Source organism: Bacteroides nordii, from assembly GCF_019930665.1.
Taxonomy (GTDB): Bacteria; Bacteroidota; Bacteroidia; order Bacteroidales; family Bacteroidaceae; genus Bacteroides; species Bacteroides nordii.
Map to the genome: position 1 here is coordinate 211,112 of NZ_CP082886.1, position 23,630 is coordinate 234,741.

At 42.6% G+C, this 23,630-nt stretch carries 21 protein-coding genes; 4 read left to right on the forward strand and 17 right to left on the reverse strand.

Translation table 11 applies throughout. The annotated features are described in order from the left end of the window. Nucleotides 1-37: 37 nt before the first annotated feature. The 16 genes from K8P02_RS00760 to K8P02_RS00835 form a co-directional block, all read right to left on the reverse strand. Nucleotides 38-1,522 (reverse strand): complex I subunit 4 family protein, encoded by a 1,485-nt coding sequence (locus K8P02_RS00760; RefSeq protein ID WP_044094882.1) that lies wholly within the window; start codon nt 1,520-1,522, stop codon nt 38-40. Between the two features lie 50 nt (nt 1,523-1,572). Beyond that, complete coding sequence (nuoL, locus tag K8P02_RS00765) at nt 1,573-3,501, reverse strand: NADH-quinone oxidoreductase subunit L (protein WP_025867867.1); 1,929 nt, start codon at nt 3,499-3,501, stop codon at nt 1,573-1,575. 46 nt (nt 3,502-3,547) lie between these two features. Next, on the reverse strand, nt 3,548-3,856 hold the full coding sequence (gene nuoK, locus K8P02_RS00770; RefSeq protein WP_025818955.1) for an NADH-quinone oxidoreductase subunit NuoK: 309 nt from the start codon (nt 3,854-3,856) through the stop codon (nt 3,548-3,550). Between the two features lie 153 nt (nt 3,857-4,009). Further along, nucleotides 4,010-4,522: an NADH-quinone oxidoreductase subunit J family protein gene (locus K8P02_RS00775; RefSeq protein WP_002559328.1), complete on the reverse strand. Its 513-nt coding sequence runs from the start codon at nt 4,520-4,522 to the stop codon at nt 4,010-4,012. A gap of 92 nt (nt 4,523-4,614) precedes the next feature. After that, the gene (locus K8P02_RS00780) at nt 4,615-5,085 is read right to left on the reverse strand and encodes a 4Fe-4S binding protein (RefSeq protein WP_002559329.1); all 471 of its coding nucleotides are present in this window, start codon (nt 5,083-5,085) and stop codon (nt 4,615-4,617) included. A gap of 65 nt (nt 5,086-5,150) precedes the next feature. Beyond that, nucleotides 5,151-6,227 carry an NADH-quinone oxidoreductase subunit NuoH gene (nuoH, locus tag K8P02_RS00785; RefSeq protein WP_002559330.1) on the reverse strand — a complete coding sequence of 359 codons (1,077 nt, stop codon included), beginning with the start codon at nt 6,225-6,227 and terminating at the stop codon, nt 5,151-5,153. A gap of 187 nt (nt 6,228-6,414) precedes the next feature. Continuing rightward, a complete protein-coding gene (locus K8P02_RS00790) occupies nt 6,415-8,007 on the reverse strand; it encodes an NADH-quinone oxidoreductase subunit D (protein WP_025867868.1) in 1,593 nt (530 codons plus the stop codon). A gap of 111 nt (nt 8,008-8,118) precedes the next feature. After that, nucleotides 8,119-8,988 carry a transposase gene (locus K8P02_RS00795; protein WP_007484362.1) on the reverse strand — a complete coding sequence of 290 codons (870 nt, stop codon included), beginning with the start codon at nt 8,986-8,988 and terminating at the stop codon, nt 8,119-8,121. 195 nt (nt 8,989-9,183) lie between these two features. Next, nucleotides 9,184-9,771 (reverse strand): NADH-quinone oxidoreductase subunit B, encoded by a 588-nt coding sequence (locus K8P02_RS00800; RefSeq protein ID WP_002559332.1) that lies wholly within the window; start codon nt 9,769-9,771, stop codon nt 9,184-9,186. Next, nucleotides 9,762-10,112: an NADH-quinone oxidoreductase subunit A gene (locus K8P02_RS00805; RefSeq protein ID WP_002559333.1), complete on the reverse strand. Its 351-nt coding sequence runs from the start codon at nt 10,110-10,112 to the stop codon at nt 9,762-9,764. Before K8P02_RS00805 ends, K8P02_RS00800 begins: the two co-directional genes overlap by 10 nt. Before the next feature lie 148 nt (nt 10,113-10,260). Next, complete coding sequence (locus K8P02_RS00810; RefSeq protein ID WP_002559334.1) at nt 10,261-10,635, reverse strand: hypothetical protein; 375 nt, start codon at nt 10,633-10,635, stop codon at nt 10,261-10,263. A 248-nt stretch (nt 10,636-10,883) separates the two neighbouring features. Continuing rightward, nucleotides 10,884-12,335: a TrkH family potassium uptake protein gene (locus tag K8P02_RS00815; protein ID WP_025867822.1), complete on the reverse strand. Its 1,452-nt coding sequence runs from the start codon at nt 12,333-12,335 to the stop codon at nt 10,884-10,886. A gap of 158 nt (nt 12,336-12,493) precedes the next feature. Next, on the reverse strand, nt 12,494-13,834 hold the full coding sequence (gene trkA / locus K8P02_RS00820; RefSeq protein WP_007484117.1) for a Trk system potassium transporter TrkA: 1,341 nt from the start codon (nt 13,832-13,834) through the stop codon (nt 12,494-12,496). Nucleotides 13,835-13,892: 58 nt separating this feature from the next. Continuing rightward, entirely contained in the window at nt 13,893-14,063 is a 171-nt protein-coding gene (locus K8P02_RS00825; protein ID WP_195349376.1) for a hypothetical protein, read from the reverse strand. Then, nucleotides 14,032-15,993 (reverse strand): 1-deoxy-D-xylulose-5-phosphate synthase, encoded by a 1,962-nt coding sequence (gene dxs / locus K8P02_RS00830; protein ID WP_025867821.1) that lies wholly within the window; start codon nt 15,991-15,993, stop codon nt 14,032-14,034. Before dxs ends, K8P02_RS00825 begins: the two co-directional genes overlap by 32 nt. 1,061 nt (nt 15,994-17,054) lie before the next feature. Continuing rightward, the gene (locus K8P02_RS00835; RefSeq protein ID WP_007484121.1) at nt 17,055-17,708 is read right to left on the reverse strand and encodes a DUF4840 domain-containing protein; all 654 of its coding nucleotides are present in this window, start codon (nt 17,706-17,708) and stop codon (nt 17,055-17,057) included. Nucleotides 17,709-17,947: 239 nt separating this feature from the next. On the opposite strand from K8P02_RS00835, the gene K8P02_RS00840 reads away from it, so the two are divergent. The 4 genes from K8P02_RS00840 (at nt 17,948) to tatC (ending at nt 22,757) form a co-directional block, all read left to right on the forward strand. Continuing rightward, nucleotides 17,948-18,901 carry a GSCFA domain-containing protein gene (locus K8P02_RS00840; RefSeq protein ID WP_025867820.1) on the forward strand — a complete coding sequence of 318 codons (954 nt, stop codon included), beginning with the start codon at nt 17,948-17,950 and terminating at the stop codon, nt 18,899-18,901. 113 nt (nt 18,902-19,014) lie between these two features. Next, nucleotides 19,015-21,552, forward strand: a complete 2,538-nt coding sequence (locus tag K8P02_RS00845; RefSeq protein WP_223381889.1) for a bifunctional UDP-N-acetylmuramoyl-tripeptide:D-alanyl-D-alanine ligase/alanine racemase — start codon at nt 19,015-19,017, stop codon at nt 21,550-21,552. A gap of 186 nt (nt 21,553-21,738) precedes the next feature. After that, on the forward strand, nt 21,739-21,969 hold the full coding sequence (locus K8P02_RS00850) for a Sec-independent protein translocase subunit TatA/TatB (protein ID WP_002559342.1): 231 nt from the start codon (nt 21,739-21,741) through the stop codon (nt 21,967-21,969). Between the two features lie 2 nt (nt 21,970-21,971). Continuing rightward, nucleotides 21,972-22,757, forward strand: a complete 786-nt coding sequence (tatC, locus tag K8P02_RS00855; protein ID WP_025867819.1) for a twin-arginine translocase subunit TatC — start codon at nt 21,972-21,974, stop codon at nt 22,755-22,757. A 75-nt stretch (nt 22,758-22,832) separates the two neighbouring features. Here tatC and K8P02_RS00860 read toward each other — a convergent pair whose 3' ends face one another. Beyond that, a complete protein-coding gene (locus tag K8P02_RS00860) occupies nt 22,833-23,522 on the reverse strand; it encodes an HAD family hydrolase (protein WP_025867818.1) in 690 nt (229 codons plus the stop codon). Nucleotides 23,523-23,630: the final 108 nt, after the last annotated feature.

The following is a 23,630-nucleotide window of genomic DNA, read 5'->3' on the forward strand; positions in this document are numbered from 1 at the left end:
ATCAAATCTAAATTAATAATTAAAAATTAAAGAGAGATCACGGGATTAAGTTGGATACTACAGGCAGAACACTACCACTGATCATATCACTTATCCAGAACGGAGCCAACCCCAGACCTGCTACACTAATGATGAGGCAGATCACGGCGAAGCGTTCATCCCAGGTAGCATCTGTCAACGCCAGGTGATGTTTGTTGGTACAGGTTCCGTAGAGTATTTTACCTACGAGACGCAGGATATATACGGCCGTGATAACAATACTTGTACAAGCGATGATGGTCATTGTGCGGTAGAATACACCGGTATTCTGGAAAGAACCGACAAAGATAGTCATCTCAGCAACGAAACCGCTTAACCCCGGAAGTCCTAAATTGGCAAGACCGGCAATAACATAACATACCGAAAGAAATGGCATCACTTTCATTAATCCGCTCAACTCGCGGACGTCACGGGTGTGGGTACGTCCGTAAATCATACCGATAAGAGCAAAGAACAGGGCTGTCATTAATCCGTGTGAAAGCATCTGGAGTACAGCACCTGTGCAGGCTGTCTGATTCATCATCAGGATAGCGAAAAGTACCAAACCGCAGTGGCTTACGGAAGAGTAGGCATTGATGTATTTCAGGTCTGTTTGAACACAAGCCGAGAAGGCACCATACACAACGGAGATACCCGTCAGAATCAGGAATATCCAGCTTAGTTCGTTGGCTGCTTCCGGCATCAGATACATGGCAATACGGAAACAACCGTATCCTCCTAACTTCATCAATACTCCGGCGTGGAGCATAGATACAGCTGTCGGTGCGGAAGCATGACCGTCGGGACTCCATGTATGGAACGGGAAAAGGGCGCCTAATACACCAAATCCAAGGAATGTAAGCGGGAACCAGATGCATTGTTGGGAGAAGGGGATATTGTGTAACTGTGCTATCTCAAGGATATTCATTGTTGTTCCACCTGATCCGAAGAAGATACCTAATATGCCTATCAGCAGAAAGGCAGAACCGCCCATCAGCATCAGTGTCAGCTTCATGGCTGCATATTCTTTGCGGCCCGATCCCCATACACCAATAAGCAGGTACATCGGAATAAGTGCTATTTCATAGAACATGAACATTGTGAACAGGTCTATTGAGATAAAGAACCCGAATACACCCATAGACAACAAGGTGAACCACAGAAAGTATTCTTTGGTAAGTGGCTGCAAACGCCAGGAGGCGAATGTACCGGTAAATACGATGACAGCCGAAAGTAGCAACATAGCTACAGAGATACCATCGACACCCACGGAATAAGCTATGTGAAGGGGCGCATACCAGACTGTGTCGGCCCGGAAAAGCATCTCGGAGGTATCTCCACCGGCGCGTGCCTGCAAATACCCTACTGTTAACGCAATGGCCGAAATCAATAGTGCCGAAGAGCCGACTACCATTACCGTGCGTATCTGCGCGATGCTACGGCTGAGCCAGAGAGCAAACAGCATCAGAAGGGGAATTAGTACGAAAATTGATAAGAAATTCATCTTTATATTTACAATTTGACGATTTACGATTTACTATTTAGAGAATCACGTTAGAGAATAAGCAGCAGGATAAGTGCAAGTGCTCCACAAAGGAATACGTAAGCATACTGTTGTACCTGACCACTTTGTAAGCCACGGATCGAATCACTTGCTGCATTGGCAGCCCAGGCGATGAAATTGAATGTACCATCTATCACATGACGGTCAAACCAGGCAATGGGTTTGCTGATGCAACGGAAAATAATCCGGTGAGTGACGAACTGATACACATCATCAATGTAGAAGCGATGATAAGCAGCTGTCCACAGACCGGAAAAGCGGTGTTGTAAACTGTCGGCAAGCGGCTGGCTCTTGCCTTTGTACATAAATGTGGCAAGTGCGATAGACAAAAGGGCAACAACAATACTTGTTCCTGCCACCGTCCAATCCAAATGGATGGTATAGGATTCCCCGTTGGACGAGATAAAATGTCCGAAAGGAATGAATCCAGCTCCACAGGTGACAAGTGCCAGGAATATCAAAGGGATAGTCATAGCCAACGGACTCTCATGAGGGTGAACTCCTCCGGTTCCATGTGGAGTGTGGTGGCTATCATCGCTTGACGAAACCCGGTTCGGCGCCTCGCCGCCCCAGAAAATACCGTAGTAAAGACGGAACATGTAAAACGCTGTCATTGCCGCAATCACAGTCATAATCCAACCCATAACCGGGCTGAAAGCGAAGCAGGCTGCCAGAATCTCATCTTTAGAGAAGAAACCGGAGAAAGGAGGGATACCAGCAATGGCCAGACATGCAATCAGGAATGTGATATGCGTCACAGGCATATATTTACGCAATCCGCCCATAGCCGACATTTCGTTGGAATGTACCGCATGGATAATGCTACCTGCACCGAGGAACAATAATGCTTTAAACATAGCATGTGTGAACAGGTGGAACATAGAAGCCATGTAACCTAATCCTCCGTGATGCGGATCGGCAGAAGTACAAACTCCGAGGGCAACAATCATAAATCCTATCTGTGAGATAGTAGAAAAAGCAAGTACGCGTTTGATATCGCTCTGCACACAAGCTACGCTCGCTGCATAGAATGCAGTGAATGCACCTACGTAAGCTATCCAGTGCAATACATCCGGTGCATAGGCAATGAATAACGGGAACATACGTGCCACCAGATATACTCCGGCTACTACCATGGTTGCCGCGTGAATCAGGGCGGATACAGGTGTCGGACCTTCCATCGCATCCGGCAACCAGATATGTAACGGGAACATGGCACTCTTACCGGCACCACCCACAAACATCAGTCCTAATGCCAAAGGCAGCATGGAAGCTCCTCCGCTGATCAGTGAAACCGTGTCGGGAGTGAAACCGAATGTACCTCCGTAATATCCGTAGATAAGGATACCGATCAGGAAGCCTAAATCGGCAAAACGGGTAACGATAAATGCTTTCTTACTTGCTGCAATAGCTGACGGTTTGGTATAATAGAAACCAATAAGCAGATAAGATGAAACACCTACCAGTTCCCAAAACAGATACATCTGGAAAATGTTGGTAGCTACTACCAGACCCAGCATTGACATGGTAAACAGGCTCAGAAAGGCATAATAACGCTGGAATCCTTTTTCTCCTTTCATGTAGCCGAAGGAGTAGATGTGTACCATCAGTGATACAGTAGAGATGACGATGAGCATCATTACTGAAATAGGATCGAGCAAAATTCCCAGGTTGAATGTCAGTGTTTCTGTGAAAGGAAGCCATTCAACGTTATAAGGTATCCATGTAGCAAACGTACCATCTTCCAGGCGTGGAGCCGAGAAGTATTGCACCGCAGTGACGTATGACAGCACAGCTACCACTCCCAGCACAGTAGTGCCAATGATACCCGCTGTGCGATGTGTCATCCATTTACCTCCGATTCCTAATAACAGGAAAGAGAGGAAAGGCAGGAGAAGTATTAATATTGTATATTCCATTTGATTAAATTAAAAATTGAAGATTAAAAATTAAAAGTTCTCCCTCTTACCATTTCATATCATCCAGTTTCTTCACCTGGATACTTCGGATATTACGGTAGATATTGATCATGATCGCGATAGCGACTGCTGTTTCTGCGGCTGATATAGCAATAGAGAACAGTGCGAAGAAATATCCTTCCAGACCATCCGGAAAAAGGAAACGGTTGAATACAGCGAAGTTGATATCTGTTGCATTCAGCATTAGTTCTACGGATATCAGTATAGCCAACGTGTTGCGGCGTGTAAAGAATCCGTAAATTCCTGCAAACATCATGATGGTTGAAACCACCAGATAATATTCCATGTGTATCATCATATCTATTTACGATTTTACGATTTACTATTTACGATTGAGATTACTTTGATTTACGATTTACTATTTACGATTGAAACTACCTCTGATTTACGAGGTTATGAAGGGCTTACTTCAATTGTCTAATCGTCAATCGTCCAATCGTCAATCTTTTTATCTTTTACGTGCAATTAACAATCCACCCACGATGCAGGCCAATAATAGGATACTGACTGCTTCGAACGGCAGAATATATCCATACTTGTCTCCTGATAACAATGCATGTCCAATTGTTTTGATTGTTATTTCTACCGGTTCAGGGTTGCTTACAGATACAAAGCGGTGGCTGAGTGTAATAAACAACACAATGATTGCTCCTACTACTGTTGTCCCCAGTCCGGCTATGAGTTTACTTCGTTTCAGCTTTTCGGCACGGTCGCCTTCTCCACTGGTTAGCAGGATGGAGAATACATAGAGTACCACAATACCGCCGGCATAAACCATTATCTGCACCGAAGCCAGGAATGTGTATCCCAGCAGAAAATAGATACCTGCCGTACCAAATAGTACGAAGAGCAGGTAAGTGGCCGAACGCACGATGCGTTGTGTTGTCACCGTCATGATACACATCACTGAGATGAACACGGCCAGAAAGTAGAATACTACTGTTTCAAGTGTAAATTCCATGAATTTAGTGTTTAGTGTTCAGTGATAAGTGATTAATAAGGAAGTGAGAAGATACCGCAACTTGCTAATCACTAATTACTAAACGTTAATCGTTATTTACTTATTACTTTACTGCCTTCGTGATTTAGCTGTAGGACGAGCTTTGAACGATCAAATACGGCATGTTCAAAGTTCTGGTCGAACGTAATAGCATCATGTGGACAAGCGTTTACACAAAGCTGGCAAAACATGCATGCACCGAGGTCGTATTCGTATTTGGCAAGTATTTTTTTCTTTTTGCCCTCTGCTGTTTCGATTGTTTCGGTAGTGATGCTTATCGTATCGTTAGGGCAGGCATTCTGACACAATCCGCAGGCTATACAATGATGCTCATTGTTTTCGTTATGTGGCATATTCAGTGTGCCACGAAAACGGTCGAACATCTTCAGCTCCTTCCGGTTTTCCGGATATTGCTCTGTAATCTTCTTGCGGAAGTACACCTTCATAGTGGTCTTCATACCGGTCAGCAGCGTGCCGATACCATTAAACAGACCTCCTAAATATGTATATTCTTCTTTTTTCATTCTTCTATAGTTCTTATTTTACTTATTGCTCTTATCGCTTGGCGCACCTCCCCGTGCGGGAAGCACTAGAAGTGGAGGCCAAAGACTACGATTAATACCATTAGTAACAGGTTCAATAATGAGATAGGTACCAGGTATTTCCATTCCAATGCCAGAATCTGGTCGATACGCAGACGCGGGAAAGTCCATTTCACCCACATCAGTAGGAATACTACAAAGAATGCCTTTGCGAAAAACCAGATAAATCCCGGTATATAATCCATTACTGCATTAAATCCGTCCAGTCCGGAGATGTGCAACGGCATCCATCCTCCGAGGAAGATAGTAGCAGCTACAGCCGATACGATAAAGAGATTCAGGTATTCTGCCAGGTAGAAGAATCCGAAATGCATACCCGAATATTCTGTATGATAACCAGCAGTCAATTCACTTTCCGCTTCGGGAAGGTCAAATGGACCACGGTTACACTCGGCATTACCGGCAATCAGATAGATGATAAATGCAATTACTGCCGGAATGTGTCCTTTGAAAATGAACCAGCCATTGGCCTGGCTTTCTACTATTTCAGAAAATTGCATTGTACCCATCAGCACTACCATTGTCAGGATGCTCAATCCTACGGAGAGTTCGTAACTGATGATTTGTGCACCACTACGCATTGCTCCGATAAGAGAGAATTTATTGTTGGAACCCCATCCGGCAAGCAGGATACCTACCACGCCTACACTTGAGGCTGCCAACAGGAAGAATACACCCACATTAAAGTTGAGTACCTCCATACCTTTATTGATAGGTAAACATGCAAAGGTGAGGAAAGAGGCGATAATCACCATGAACGGAGCCAGGTTATAGAGAAACTGGTCTGCTCCTTTCGGATTGAAAATTTCTTTGGTGAGCATTTTCAGCACGTCGCATATTACCTGTATAGAACCCCAGGGGCCCACACGCATCGGACCAAGACGGCATTGGAAGAATCCGCACACCTTACGTTCCATATATATAAGTACAATGGCCAATACTGCATACATCAGTATGATGCATACCCCTATTGCCACACATTCGATGAATACAGCCCACCCTTCCGACATGACAGAAGTCAGCATTTGGTGTATCCAGTTTGTTACAATACTAAAGTCAAACATATCTATATTTACGATTTATTTCCTACGGTCATGACCATTATCTAATCTTTAACACATAGGAACGTTGACGATTTACGATTTAAAACACTCTGTATTACGATTTTCTTATTTACGGTTTACTCTTTTTACTCTTTCCGCTTCGCGCAGCCAAAATCGTAAATCGTAAATCGTCCAATCGTAAATCCCTTTATCTGTCAATATCCGGTACCACATAATCCAATGTTCCTCCGATAGCAATCAGGTCGGCTATCTTTGCTCCACGGCAGATGGTATCGACTACACTTACCAATGGCAATCCTGTTGAGCGATAGTGCAGACGGTAAGGAGTTTTGTCTCCCCGGCTTTCAAGATAAACACCGAATTCACCGCGGCTCCCCTCTACGGCAGCGTAGTATGAACCTTCGGGGACACGGATGATTGGTTTCATCTTCTCCTGAAAAGGACCTTCGGGGATGTTGTCAATCAATTGCTCTATGATGTTAAGACTTTCCATGATCTCATCCATACGTACCATGTAGCGGGCAAAAGAATCGCCTTCCGTATAGACAATTTCTTTGAAATCTACTTTGTCATATACTCCGTAAGGGATACGTTTACGAACATCACAAGCCCATCCGCTGGCACGTCCCGTACCACCGGTAGCCCCAAATGAAATTGCATCTTCACGACTCAGTACGCCTACACCTTTCAAGCGGCTTTGAGCGATTATATTGCCTGTAAAGACGTCATGGTATTCGTGAATGATCCCTCTCATATAAGGAATGAATTCTTTTACCCGTTTTACGAAATTCGGATGCAGGTCTGCCTGTACGCCACCAATGGTGTTGTAGTTCATAATTAGTCGGCCGCCACAAGTTTCCTCAAAAATATCCAGTATCTTTTCTCTGTCGCGAAAACCGTAGAAGAAAGCAGTCAGTGCTCCCAGGTCCATACATAGGCAGGCGTAAAACAACAAGTGGGAGTCGATGCGTTGCAATTCATCCATGATGGTGCGAATGTATTTCACACGATCACTTACTTCGATTCCCATTGCCTTCTCAATACACATACACAGGGCATGTCGGTTCTGATGTGCTCCTAAATAGTCGAGACGATCCGTTAGCGCCAGAGTCTGCGGATAGGTGAGGCTTTCGTTCATTTTTTCGATACCACGGTGGATGTAACCACAGTTGGCATCTATCTTGTGGATAATTTCACCTTCCAGTGATACGCGAAAACGGAGTACACCATGTGTTGCCGGGTGCTGCGGACCGATGTTTACTACATACTCTTCGTCTCCAAAGAGAATGGTTTCTTTGTTTTTAATCGTTCCGTCCGGGTTTAGTTCTATTTCTGTTGTAGTATCAATGGTGTCCTCGTTTGTCATGCAGAGCGGATTGTCCTTTTCCGGATCATTATCCTTACGTAACGGATAGCCTATCCAGTCATTACGCAGGAAAAGACGTCTCATGTCAGGATGACCTGAAAAGACAATACCAAAGAAATCGTACACCTCACGTTCATTCATCTCTGCTGCTTTCCAAAGATCGCATACAGAAGGTATTTCCGGATTTTCCCGGTTGAGGGTAGAAGTCTTTATAGTGATGCGTTCTCCGGTTGTTGTCGATTCCAGGTGGTAGACCACTCCCAATCCACGGATTGCGTCCGGTGCATCACCTTCATTAGGCTCTCCCCAGTCCATACCGGTGAGGCTTTCGAGGAAATCCATTTTCCGTTCGTTTCGCAAGCGTGTCATTTCTTTACGCAACGCTGCGGGTTTAATATATTTAATTTCTTGCATACTATATTAGTGATTAGTGATAAGTGATTAATGATAAGTGAGTAGTGATTAGTGAATGAATATACGCCGCATGGTACTAATCACTAATCATACGAATCAGTATTTGATTCCTTAGTTAAAAATTAGAGTAATTAATGCGATGGCAATTTTTCCCATCGTATGTATCAGAAGTCCAGATGTAGATCTGACTTTCATCGCTCTTTGAATATTTGTTTTTTCATTCAACCAGTTGAATAATGATTCAATGGGTTGTCTGACTTTTGAGACTGCCGTTGAAAACAAGTCTCTTGCCGCTTTCTCCCTTTTTGTTATTTCAGGTGATTCTCCTTTGATAGCTTTTACAGGAGTAAATAGCTCGAGTTTTTTGGATTCTTTCGTCTCTTTATAGAATGGCATATCCGAATATATTTTATCGGCATATATTTCTCTATTGTTCAGATTTCCCACACATTCTCTTTTGAATACAGTGGAGTCATTTTCATCAGCAGCGGAAAGTATGAGCATTTCAGGAAAAGGTATAGTTCCTTTTCTACGGAAAGCCACTGCATGGAGTTTTAGTCCGAAATAATACATGTTCTTTGTCGAACAATATCCTTTGGAAGTAATCTCAGTGGCGACCTTTCCTACTTTGTTCTTTCCTGCGCAAGTAATGATAGGCATCGAGTCAACTAATGATTTCATACTGTCACAATCTTGAGGTTTGAATGAATGGATTAACTGCCTGACGAGTTCGCTGATTGCTTCCGGCATCAAATTCAATCTATAATTGAATGTTTGGTAAGAAGGCAAGTCAGGGAACCATGAAAGCAGGTATTCTTTGGTAAAGGTATGTATGTCTTTGATTTTAAAGTATTGCTGATAAGCTCCGCAGAACAGATATACAGTAAGCAGTTCCTGATCGGTAAAGATTGGATGATTGTTATTACTGAACCTCTGGCAGTAGAACTTGAGTGAAGACTCGTAAACATCGCAGATATACATATATATTTTTATAAGTTTTAATTCTTTCTCCTTGGGAATCATAATTAGAACAATGAGTGGTTTTATTCTTCTAATATACTGATTTTCAAGGAGATTAGAAAACTAATTAATGAGATAATTAACTGAATAATAACATTTTAACAAGCGAAAAAGGTAGATGATTATCAACTGCTGATTCGCATTAATCATTAACCACTACTCACTGTTTCTCTTTTCCTTTCTATTTGTTCCGCCGAAGAATTTTTCAATCTTCACCTTGCGTTGCAACTGCATCATACCATAATAAAAAGCTTCAGGGCGGGGCGGACATCCGGGAATATACACATCTACTGGTAAGATTTTGTCAACTCCGTTCAGCACATGATAAGACTTCTTAAACGGTCCGCCGCTAACGGCACATCCACCTACGGCAATCACATATTTCGGATCTGCCATCTGATCGTACAGGCGTTTCAGTACCGGTGCCATTTTGTTTGTGATGGTACCACATACCATGATCATATCTGCCTGACGCGGACTGGCACGGGCTACTTCAAACCCGAAACGGGCCATGTCATAACGCGCGGCACCCAGTGCCATGAATTCGATACCGCAACAACTGGTTGCGAAAGTAAGCGGCCACAGCGAGTTGCTGCGTCCCCAGTTGATGAGGTCGTCCAACACTCCCACGAAGACGTTTGCGCCGCCTGCGTTGAGTTCCTGAACCAGCTTCTCCAACGATTCGTTGTCGATAAATTCCTCATACGGGATAGATTTTATTTTTGGTTTTTTGGTTATTTCCATTCCAAAGCTCCTTTCCGCCAGGCATAAGCAAGTCCCAGCACTAATATTACTATAAAGAAGACAACGCTTACAAGCGCTTGTACGCCCATGTCGCGTACTACTACAGCCCATGGAAAGAGAAATACTGTTTCTACGTCGAACATCAGAAACAGGATCGCAAACAGGTAGTAACCTACACGGAATTGCATCCATGATTTCCCACGCGTAGGAATACCACATTCATAAGCTTCGAACTTTTGTGCATTATATGATCGTGGAGATATGGCTCTTGACAGAGCTATAACCACGCCGACAAATGCAATTGCCGTTAGCAAAACAACAACTAACAATGTAAAATTCATAATCCAAGTATATATTTAGATTGAGAAACGTTTTTCTGAAACTAAACGGAAGGTGAAATTCACCGTAAATTACGCAGACTGACACAGATAAGTGAAATAGAATATATTGCACAATGACATTGCATACCTGTGTAATCCGGAGGTAAAACTAAATTAAGATTTTCCTCTGCCCGTATATGTAGAACACTATCGGGTCTGCAGGATTGTGCGTATATTGATGCGATGAATAGATACAATCGGGAGGGATAAGGCCTTTGTATTCACACTGGCGTGCGGTCAACCTGATAAAATTTTTATCGGTGGGCACGTGTGAAAGGTCACTATAACCCATTTCGCAGGAAAGTACAGAATAGAAATGATAAATTTTTTCAATAGCATTTCGCACGGGGCGCGCCTGTGAAACGGAACATTCTTCGTAGCTGTGAATATCAGGTATAACAATCTCCTTTGTTACATCCATCATAGCTGAATGGAGTAACAAAGCAAATATTAAAAATATACCATATTTTAAGCTTTGTTTCATGTTTCTTCTTTAAACGGCTGCAAATATAGGATTTAAATTCATTCTTTTTGCAATCTCTGCATGACAAAAAAGGCTTTTTTAACTCACGACAAATTTCTATGGCACACGGATAAGATGGATAAACGGCTGATAACAGATAAGATCTTCTTTCTCTTTGATAACCAATAATAAAAAGCTCTGTTGTTATCCGTTTTATTCGTGTACCATGAGAACATAGCGCGACGTTGGTTCACTAATATGAACTGGGGTTAATTCTTTTTCCAAAAATCCGAACTAAACAATAATAATACAGTGAACAGTTCGAGTCGTCCAAGTAACATAAAGAATGACATTAACCATTTTCCCATGTCGGGCAGTTCATTCCATGAATAAGCAGGGCCACACAGACCGAGTCCCGGCCCCATGTTTCCCAGACTCGATATAGTACATCCCAATGACTCTAATAAACCTACTCCCATGCCCATCATTGCCAGAGTGCCGACAATAATCAGCACTGCATACAAGAAAGAAAATGCCAGTACCGTAGAGCGTATGGAAGGTGATATCACCTGTTTGTTTACACGCACCGGAAGCACTGCATTGGGATGTGTAATATGTTTGAATTCATTTCTGGATATCTTAGCCAATATCAATAAACGGATGCATTTCATTCCTCCTGTAGTACTTCCTGCGCAAGCTCCTATAATCATAATAACGGTTAGTGTACCCCACAGCACAGAAGGCCATGTCATATAGTCTGCTGTTGCAAAGCCGGTAGAAGTGTGCAGGGAGGCTACCTGAAAAAGCGACTTACGAAAAGCCTCTTCAACTCCCATTGAACTATTATAGTAAAGTACTATTGCGATGAAAGCGGTAAAGCCTATGACTGACCAGAGATACCATTTTAACTCGGCATCATGAATAAACTTCCTGAATTTACCGTTGACAAACAATAATAATAAGGTGAAATTTATACCCGATACAAACATGAATATAGAGATTACATATTCTATATAAGGAGAATGATAAAATTCAATGCTGGCCTGTTTGGTAGAGAAACCGCCTGTTCCCGTAGTAGCAAATGCATGGCAAATACTATCGAACACATCCATACCTCCCAGCATCAGTAAAATGATAAGTGCCCCTGTCAGTCCGGCATAAATACTCCAGATCCATTTGGCTGTGATACCAATACGCGGATGCACCTTATCGTGTGTGGGGCCACTGGCTTCGGCAGCAAATACCTGAATACCACCTACTCCGAAAATGGGAAGTACGGCGATTGTAAAAAATACGATTCCCAATCCTCCGATCCACTGCGTCATGCTGCGCCAGAAAAGAAGTCCGTGTGGCAGTCGCTCGATGTCATCCAGTATGGTTGCTCCTGTGCTGCTGAAACCGGACATTGTTTCAAAGAAAGCATTTGTGACAGAGGGTATATAGCTACTCAGATAAAATGGCAACATGCCGAAAAGTGAGAAAGCTACCCAGGCTACACTGACGATGACATATCCGTCACGACGTCCCAAGCGTTTTTCTGCTCCCCGTCCGATAAGAAGTAACAGAAATCCTACACATGCCGTAATACCCGCCGATTGCAGGAAGCTTGGCAGGTCGTCTCCCCGATAGAGCAATGACACTCCTCCGCAACACAACAACATAGCTGTCTCTATTAATAACAGAGACCCTATGATGCGATATATCATTTTTGAATTAATCACGTTGTTTAATTGAAAGTTGAAAATTGAAAGTTGAAAGTTGAAGATGGCTGTGCAGTGTGTTTGCTTTGTGCTTTCTTAATTTTTTAGGTCCTCTTTTCTTATTGATCATTACTCCTACGCTACATAGCCATTTTCAATTTTCAACTTTCAATTTTCCATTAATTAAAGTATTTCTCGATTTTCTTTATCATCATACTCAAGCAGAACACCACTACGTGATCTCCTGCATTTACTTGTGTGTCACCGGTCACTAATATACCTTCTCCGTTACGGATCATACCTCCAATGGTGGTTCCTTTGGGCAATCCTAAATCCTTGATGAGATGTTTGGTTACTTTAGAACCAGCTTTAACTGTAAATTCAGCTACATCTGCGTTGGCAAATGTAAGGCATTTTACATTACTGACATCTGCGTCCAGCATCATTTGATAGATATGGCTGGCGGCAATCATCTTTTTATTGATGACTGTACCGATATCCAAGCTCTCTGCCATACCGATATAGTCGATATTCTCTACCTCTGCTACTGTTTTGTCAACACCCATACGTTTGGCTGCCAGGCAAGCTAGAATATTCGTTTCCGAATTTCCGGTCAACGCTACGAAAGCCTCTGTGTTTTTTAATCCTTCTTCGATAAGTAGATCCATGTCGCGTCCGTCTCCGTTGATAATCATGGTACGGTCGTCCAGTAATTCTGTGAGTCGGTTGCAACGACTGATATCATTATCTACGATTTTCACTTGCATGTAATCCGGCACATATTGGGCTGTACGTACGGCAATACGGCTTCCACCCATAATCATTACATTACGCACATCGGCGTAATCTTCCTTACCCGCTATCTTACGTATGTAGGGAATGTATTTACGGGTGGTAGTGAAATAGACGATGTCATTCAGTTTAATAACATCATCTCCCCGGGGGATGATTGTATCCGTACCTCGCTTGATGGCTACCACGTGATAAGGAATAGTGGGGCCACCTAACTGGTGAAGCGGTATATTCAGAATTTCGGCTTTTTCACGCATTTTGGCACCGATCAAGATAAGCGCTCCGCCACAGAACTCCCACCACTGGCGTACCCAGCTCATTCTCATAGATGATACTATTTCTTTGGCTGCCAGCATTTCGGGGTAAATCAATGAGTCTACGCCTAATTTCTTGAAAAACTCTTTGTTTTTGGGCAACAAGTATTCGTAGTTATCAATGCGGGCTACTGTTTTCTGTGCTCCCAGATTATGAGCCAGCATACAGGCTGTCATGTTCCGGCTCTCGTCCGGGGTGACTGCTACAAACAGATCGGCTTCCTTTACTCCTACCTCTTTCAGTCCGGAGATGGAAGAAGGGGAGGCGGTGACAGTCATGAGGTCAAAGTTATTACTCAACGCGCTGAGTTTCTCTTCGTCGTCGTCCATCAATATGATATCCTGCTTCTCGCGGGATAATAATTTGGCGAGGTGTGTGCCTACATTACCGGCACCGGCTATGATTATTTTCATTTCTGCTTATTGCTGTTCTTTTTTTGTTTTAAGTATTAAACAAGTCTTGAAACGCAGATTAGCATAGATTAACGTAAAGAATATCTTTCCTCAAATATAACGTAGCCTTACCGTCTGCGAAAATTTGCGTTAATCTGCGTTTTAATTTATTTCCAGCACTTACTTTATACTCCATCATGGCACGTACTTTTTTCTCTTCAAACAGCTTGATAGCTTCTTTCTTTGTCATCTTTCTTCCACTTTTTCATTTTTTCTACTTCTCCCTTCTCTAACTCCTTCACTATTCCTTCTTCATCCAATCCGCAGAGTGCATACAACTGTGCAACTGTTCCATGTTCTACGAAATGATCTTGTATACCTATGCGTCGTATTTCGGGAGTGTATTCGTGATCTGCCATAAACTCCAACACCGCACTGCCCATACCTCCGGCTCTGATTCCGTCTTCTATGGTCACGATGTGTCTGAATTGTTTCCCTATTTCATGAAGTAGCTCTTCATCCAGTGGTTTAAGAAAACGCAGGTCATAATGGGCAATACTTCTTCCGGGCTGTTCTTTCTCCACCCGCGCTATGGCTTTGGCGGCTGTATTACCTATGGGACCAATGGTGATGACAGCCAAGTCGTTTCCTTCTTTCAGTTTTCTTCCACGTCCTACAGGAATTTCCTCCAACGGACATTTCCAGTCTACCAATACTCCTCGTCCGCGTGGATATCGTATCACGAATGGTCCTTTATCCGGCAGTTGGGCGGTATACATCAGCTTGCGCAATTCGTGTTCGTTCATGGGCGATGCTACGGTGAGGTTGGGTATCGGACGCATATACGCTAAGTCGAACATGCCGTGATGCGTTGGGCCGTCTTCGCCCACCAGACCGGCGCGGTCGAGACACAACACCACCGGCAGTTTCTGAATAGCTACATCATGAATTACATTGTCATAAGCCCGTTGCATAAAAGAGGAGTAAATATTGCAGAAAGGCAGCATACCGTCCTTTGCCATTCCTCCGGAGAAAGTCACGGCATGTCCTTCGGCTATACCGACATCGAATGCACGATCCGGCATCTGTTCCATCATATAGTTCAGGGAACATCCTGTAGGCATGGCAGGAGTGACTCCTACAATGCGCGGGTTTTGCTGCGCCAACTCAATCAGGGTATGTCCGAAGACATCCTGGAAGAGTGGTGGTAATCCGTTTGTGTCGGCAACCAGACGTTTTCCTGTTTTAGGATCAAACTTGCCGGGTGCATGCCAAATACCCGGGTGCTTTTCTGCCGGTTCGAATCCTTTCCCTTTCAGGGTGTGCAGGTGGAGCACTTTAGGCCCTTGCATATCTTTGATATCCCGTAGGATACGGGCGATATTTTTTACATCATGTCCGTCCACTGGCCCGAAATAGCGGATGTTCATTCCTTCAAAAATATTCTGTTGCTGGGCAACAAGTGATTTCAGGCTGTTCCCCAGGCGGATGAGTGCTTTCCGGCGATCTTCGTTCAGCAGTCCTATTTTGAAAAGCAGGCGTGAGATTTTGAACCGTAATTGATTGTAGCGGTTGGAGGTGGTCAGGTTGAACAGGTATTGTTTCATTCCACCTACGCTACGGTCAATAGCCATGTCGTTATCATTCAGTATGATAAGCAGGTTGTTTGGGGTAGCCGATGCATTGTTGAGCCCTTCAAAAGCCAGTCCGCCACTCATTGAACCATCGCCGATAACAGCTACTACGTGGCGGCCCAGTTCTCCTTTTTTCATGGCTGCCACTGCCATACCCAACGCAGCCGAAATGGAATTTGAGGCATGCCCACAAGTAAACGTATCATATTCGCTCTCTTCGGGCGATGGGAAGGGACGGATGCCTCCCAGTTTCCGGTTGGTGGAGAAGGTGTCGCGGCGTCCGGTGAGAATTTTGTGTCCGTAAGCCTGATGTCCCACATCCCAGACGATGCGGTCATAAGGTGTATTGAATACATAATGCAGAGCCACCGTGAGCTCCACCACCCCCAGACTGGCGGCAAAATGGCCCGGGTTGCAGGAAACTTCTTTAATAATGTCTTGCCTTAGTTCGTCACATACTTCAGGCAGTTGTTCAGGCGTGAGCCGTCGCAAATCTTCGGGAGTATTCAGGGCGTTTAGCAAGTTATATGTGGGTTCATTTTTCATGTTCTGACTGAATTGATATGCAAAAATACGAAAAGAAAAGGAAAGACGTTCTTTTTTAATTGGAAAAAGCAGAAATGATGTTTTTTTGTATAAATTAATGTAAATACGTGCTGGAGATTTCTGCAAATGTACTGTTGTAGTACAGCTCTTTTACAAATAGAAACAATAAAATGACATGAAAAACGAAACAGACTTAGCGTGCTCTTTTATATAAGATTCCAAACGGGATTTTTACATACCCCTTCGCTCCGATCAGAATACTTTGGTATGATACCGATCATATTATTGAAAAAGGTATAAAAGAATATGAGTTGAATTGTTTATTGACCTCTATCTGGTAGGGGCGGGGACTTTACTTTTCGGCAGTCCTTTTTCTATGCTATTTGTGGTTCTTTGGCAATTTAGTTGAAAGATTTATTTTTGTACGGTTCTGAATGTTCTATGATAGAAATATACAGTACATGCCTATTTACAATTTGACAAAGTGATATTCCTGATCCTCTGTAATCCTCTAATTTAAGGGAGGGTTCTCACAAGTGATAAAAATCTTCGTCATTTCCGGTTTTGATTATTCCCATTGTACGGTTTGCAGAGGATTACATGATAAAAACATCTTATTTCTTGGGATATTCATTGCATAATTTAGGTTTATGAATTTTTTGATTATACTTTTAATAGTTAAGATTGGAGCGAATTTACTTGTCAGTTAGCGTCGGAAAACGTTATTTAAGACGGTTTTATTTTTTCTCGTAGAGAAACCGAACTTATCATAGCGGGAAAATCAGGATAACATGCCGACTAAATGTGCATAACTATCCAAAAGTGAAAAAATATACAACGCAACACGCATAATAATTTATATTGTTATGCAGTTTATTCTCCAGTTACAGCAATAATTAGAATAAGGGTGTCATGGAAATTAGCCATATAAGAATAAAAAGACAGGCTAACTGCATTTTTTGAAACATTTATTAATTCCATCCTGACATTTCACTCAATGTTAACAAGATTGGCTCATCAGTCTATTAAGGTTCTGTTTCTAACTAAATTGACGAAGAATCCTATTTCTTATTCATTTCGAATACTATATCTTCCATTGAGATACCTTCGCAAGGTTTTCCATTGAGTTTAGCACTTTCAACTATCAGTTTAAATTTCAGTGTCTTGTCTTGATAGGTGAATATTCCTTTGTCCGTAGCAGAAATCGTTGCTTCTATTTCCATAACATCCGGTTGGCCTTCTTCTTTAGAAGGAATTTCGATTGTAAATTTCAGAGGTTTAGGATCTAAAGTCTGCAATATTTGCGTGTAACCTTCATTGAATGCCGGTTTGTAACCTACTTTATAACTGATATCACCTGCGAGTTCAATGATTTCGGGTGCTTTCTCTTCTCCCACAATGTTGGTTATCAAGACATCAGTCGGGAATTTTCCGAAGTAGATTGTATCTTCTTTGAGCGTGGTCTCCACTTCTATTTGGGGAATTGGGGTTGGTGAAGTGCTCGATTCAATGAATGTAATGTTTGCTTTACCCGCATAGCTACCTTCTACATCCTTTACGGATATCACTTCGGGCGTATTTCCGTCGTTACTGCAGGCAGTAAATGTCGTTATGCCGAATGTCAATGTCAGGGCGGCGATAGCAGTTTTGCTATAATTGGTTACTCTCAGGAGATGGTTTACCCTTATGCTTTTCGAGTTATTTACGATTTTCATTTAGATAAAAATTAGCTTATTATTTCAATAAATTAAGGTGTACGTACGATTATATAAATGTTGGCTTTGAAGAAATACTGCACCTTATCGGCTAAAAAACTTATCTGCCTCTTCTCTGTTTCGGAGTTTTTCTATATTTTCGCCGTATTAATAATGTGCCGATTATCATTTGGTGTGGTTTCGTAAAATACAACGTAGCCAATCGGCACATTAGCATATTATTCAATTGGTATATTATTATGAACTTTACCACCCTCGTTGAATTACCCAAAGGATTGCCACCTATCACTCATGCCCGGCAATTATTACTGTTAGGGTCCTGTTTTGCAGAGAATATCGGCAATCTGCTGAAAGATAATTTCTTTCGTTGTGATATCAACCCTTTTGGGATATTATATAACCCGTTATCTGTCTCGGAGGCATTAAGACAAATACTTTCGGGAAAAACATATACGACTTCCGATTTATTTTTCTTTCGCGACTGTTGGCATAGTGCGATGCATCACGGAGCATTTTCGGCGGCATTGCCGAATGATGTATTACAGAATATCAATACGCGCTTGCAACAGGCTCATGCCCGAATAAAGGATGTCGATTGGCTGCTGCTCACCTGGGGAACAGCCTGGGTGTATGAACAGGGAGAAAATAAACGCATTGTATCAAACTGCCATAAACAGCCGGAAAAGTTATTTGTACGCCGAAAGCTTACAGTTGAAGAGATCGTGAAGGAATATACATGCCTGCTTCGTGAACTTCGGGAACAGAATCCCGGCTTGAAAGTACTTCTTACTGTTAGTCCCATCCGGCATATACGCGATGGCATGCATGCCAATCAGATTAGTAAAGCCACCCTGTTGCTGGCTACCGAACAACTACAAACTCTTTTCCCTGAATTCGTTTTCTATTTTCCTTCTTATGAGATTGTACTTGACGAGCTTCGCGACTATCGTTTTTATGCCGATGACATGTTGCATCCGTCTCCCGTGGCTATCCGTTATTTGTGGGAACGTTTTTCCGAAGCTTTCTTCTCTGATGAAACGAAAAAGATTATGGAAGAATGTGAAAGTATCCGCAAGGCGCAGGCACACCGCCCCTTTCATCCGGGCTCAGAGGAACATAAAAGATTTTTAGGACAAATTGTGTTAAAAATAGAACGACTTAACCGAAAATACCCGTACTTAGAGTTTGAATAATGTAGAAATAATATGCCAATGTGCCAATATGCCAATTGGCTGCGCTATATTTTCCGAAGATATGCCGAATGGTACATTGGCATATTTGCACATTATTAAATTGAATAATTATTATGTTGTATACGATTGAAACTATAACCGAATGTATAGGTGCTCGCAGGGTGGGTACCCATGAAGCAACTATTGACTGGCTGTTGACTGACAGTCGTTCTCTCAGCTTCCCCGAAGAAACTCTTTTTTTTGCCCTGACTACCAAACGAAATAAAGGAGCACGTTATATTCCTGAGCTTTATGAACGTGGTGTACGAAATTTTGTTGTCACTCAGGAAGAGTTTAATGAATTGACAGTTGACAATGGACAATTGACAATTGCTATGCAGCATGCAGGCAGCGCAACAACTGTCAATTGTCAACTGTCAACTGTCAATTTTCTAATCGTCGGTAATCCTCTGAAGGCTCTTCAGAAGTTGGCGGAACTACATCGTGAACGATTTCAGATACCGGTTATCGGCATTACCGGAAGTAATGGAAAAACGATTGTAAAGGAGTGGTTGCATCAATTGTTGAGTCCGGATCGGGTGATTGTACGTTCGCCTCGTAGTTATAATTCTCAGATCGGCGTTCCTCTCTCTGTATGGCAGATGAATGAAGAAGCTGAATTGGCAATTTTTGAGGCTGGTATCTCTGAGATGGGAGAGATGCGTGCTTTACAGAATATGATAAAGCCAACTATTGGCATCCTGACTAATATTGGCGGGGCACATCAGGAGAACTTCTTTTCTTTGCAGGAGAAGTGTATGGAAAAACTGAGTCTTTTTAAAAATTGCGATGTCGTAATTTACAATGCCGACAATGAGTTGATAAGCAATTGTGTGAGTAAGTCAATGCTCACTGCCCGTGAGATAGCATGGAGCTGCCGGGATGCAGAACGTCCTTTGTATATAAGCAGGGTGGTAAAAAAGGAAGATCATACGGTAATTTCTTATCGTTATCTGGAGATGGACAATACCTTCTGTATTCCTTTTATTGATGATGCTTCTATTGAAAACTCACTGAATTGCCTTGCTGCCTGTCTTTATCTGATGATGCCTGCCGATCAGATCACAGAACGAATGGTGCGGCTCGAACCTGTGGCCATGCGTCTTGAAGTGAAGGAAGGAAAACATGGATGTGTACTTATCAATGATAGTTATAATTCCGATCTGGCATCGCTTGATATTGCTCTTGACTTTCTCGTAAGGCGCTCTGAAGTAAAAGGAAAAGGGATGAAACGTACACTCATCCTGTCGGATATATTAGAGACCGGACAGAGTACCACGACTCTTTATCGTAAGGTAGCCCAATTGGTACAAAGTCGTGGCATTGACAAAATAATAGGTGTGGGACCGGAGATATTTTCCAGTGCTGCCCGTTTTGAGATAGAGAAGTACTTCTTCCATACTACGGAAGAGTTGATGGAGTCGGATGTGTTTCAAAATCTGCATGATGAGGTGATATTGATTAAAGGTTCCCGTGCATTCAATTTTGATCTTGTTTCTGACAGGTTGGAGTTGAAAGTACACGAAACGATACTGGAGGTAAATCTGGGGGCTATGGTGGCCAATCTGAATCATTATCGCTCTATGCTTCAGCCTGCAACAAAAATGGTATGTATGGTTAAGGCTTCGGCCTATGGAGCCGGTTCTTATGAGATAGCCAAAACATTGCAGGAACACCAGGTGGATTACTTGGCCGTGGCCGTGGCCGATGAAGGAGCGGAACTGCGTAAAGCGGGTATTACTTCTTCTATTATGATTATGGATCCGGAATTGACTGCATTCAAGACAATGTTTGATTACAAGCTCGAGCCTGAAGTTTATAACTTCCACTTGCTCGATGCGCTGGTAAAAGCGGCGGAGAAAGAAGGCATTACAAACTTCCCGGTACATATCAAACTTGATACGGGCATGCATCGTTTGGGTTTCTCCGAAGAAGAAGTGCCTGTGCTGATACGTCGGTTGAAGAATCAGAATGCACTGATTCCGCGTTCGGTATTCTCCCATTTTGTAGGGAGTGATTCTCCTCAGTTCGATGTTTTTACACGTGGTCAGATTGAGATATTCGAACGGGCTTCCAAAGAGCTGCAGGCTGCTTTTCCGCATAAAATCCTGAGGCATATCTGTAATACGGCAGGAATAGAACGTTTTCCTGATGCACAATTTGATATGGTTCGGTTGGGTATAGGACTTTATGGAGTCAGCCCGATTGATAACTCTATTATAAATAATGTCAGTACGCTTAAAACTACTATTCTGCAGATACGGGATGTGCCCGCAGAAGATACGGTGGGATATAGCCGGAAAGGACATCTGACCCGGGCTTCGCGTATTGCTGCTATTCCGATTGGTTATGCAGACGGGTTGAACCGTCATTTAGGGTGTGGACATGCTTATTGTATGGTGAATGGGAAGAAAGCGCCTTATGTGGGTAATATTTGCATGGATGTCTGTATGATTGATGTAACCGATATCGATTGCCAGGAGGGCGATGCAGCCATTATCTTTGGTGATGAACTGCCTATAACTGTGCTTTCGGATACATTGGATACTATTCCTTATGAAATCCTCACAAGCATCTCTACGCGGGTGAAGAGGGTGTATTATCAGGAATAAGAAATGGAGAAGGGAGAAGGGAGAATGGAGAAGTGCCATGCGGCCTAATAGCGCAGTCTCTTTCCTTCTCCCCTCTCCATTCTCCCTTCTCCATTTCCTTTAACTCCATAAAGGAGTTAAAGGTTTTGTCCTCTGTGGTGAAATCACTATATTTGTCCCGAAAAACTTATATATACTATATATCTTATGATAAACTTGTTATTATTAGGCTTCCTGCCCAGTGGTTCCGAATGGATTATTATTGCACTTGTAATTCTGTTACTTTTTGGTGGAAAGAAAATTCCCGAGCTGATGCGTGGCCTTGGTAAAGGTGTGAAAAGCTTCAAAGACGGTGTGAATGAAGCGAAAGATGAAATCAATAAAGCGAAGGACGAGATTGACGAACCGGCTAAAACAACGGACAAGGATAAGAAATAACCATGGCTGAAATGACTTTCTGGGACCATCTGGATGAACTGCGCCGGGTGTTGTTTCGTGTCATTGGAGTCTGGTTTGTGTTGGCGGTGGGATATTTCATCGCTATGCCTTATTTATTTGACAGCGTAGTGCTGGCTCCTTGCCACAATGACTTCGTGTTTTATGATCTGTTGAGGTATATTGGTGAGAAGTTTGACCTGACGGATGACTTTTTTACGCAGGAATTCCAAGTAAAGCTGGTAAATATCAATTTGGCAGCTCCTTTCTTTATACATATGTCTACCGCTTTCTGGATGTCGGTAGTGACTGCTATGCCCTATATTTTCTTTGAAATATGGCGTTTTATCAATCCGGCACTTTATCCTAAAGAGAGGCGTGGTGTGAGGAAAGCGCTTAGTATAGGTACAGTTATGTTTTTTCTGGGTGTATTGCTGGGATATTTTATGGTTTATCCGCTTACACTTCGTTTCCTCTCCACTTATCAGCTTAGTACGGAGATCGAGAATGTAATCTCATTAAATTCTTATATAGATAACTTTATGATGCTGGTACTCTGTATGGGACTGGCGTTTGAATTGCCTTTGGTCACATGGTTGCTATCACTACTGGGGCTTGTCAATAAAACATTTCTTCGGAAATATCGCCGGCATGCAATTGTCGTGATTGTAATAGCCGCCGCTATCATTACTCCTACAGGTGATCCGTTTACATTGAGCGTTGTGGCAATTCCTCTCTATTTGCTCTATGAAATGAGTATCTTGATGATTAAGGATAAAAAGAGTGATTAGTGAGCAGTGATTAGTGATTAGTGCCATGCGGATCATAGCGCAGCTCACTAATCACTAATTACTAATCACTGCTCACTAATCACTACTCACTATCTCTCCCATCCTTTTTACCTTTCGGAGTCTGGGATGCTCGAGGTTTTCTACAACTTCGTGTTGCCACATCACCTCAAACGGTACATGTACCGCGTATCCGCCAATGGCTAATACCGGCTGGATATCTGATTTTAGGGAGTTACCTATCATCATGAATTTTTCGGGGGGTACTTGCAGTGTATTTATTAGCTTAGCATATTCTTTTTCGGTTTTGTCCGACATGATTTCTACATAATCGAAATAAGAAGCCAACCCCGAACGTTGCAATTTCCGCTGTTGGTCGAGCAGGTCTCCTTTGGTAGCTACTATTAGCCGATGACGATTGCTTTGTTTTAATGTTCGGAGGGTTTCTTCTACTCCTGGCAATAATTCTATCGGCATATTGAGCAGCGACTTGCCCAAAGACAGGATCTCGTTTATTATTTCGGCTGATACTTTGTGGTTACTGATACGCAGGGCAGTTTCTATCATCGACAGCGTAAATCCTTTTGCTCCATAACCATAACACTCTAAGTTATTCATTTCTGTTTTGAATAGTTCGGCAGAAATTTCTTTAGTGTCTTTGTATATGCTTAATAAATCGGCAAATTTCCGTTCAATCTCCTGGAAGAAAGGTTCGTTGCTCCATAGTGTGTCGTCAGCGTCGAATGCTATAATCTCTATATCTTTCATCTTTTTTGTATGTTTATGGCAAAAGTACATAATAATCTTCTAAATTAGCAAGATTGGAAAAGATTCCTTTGATAAGTACGTCTATCTTTGCAGTGTGAAATAATCAAA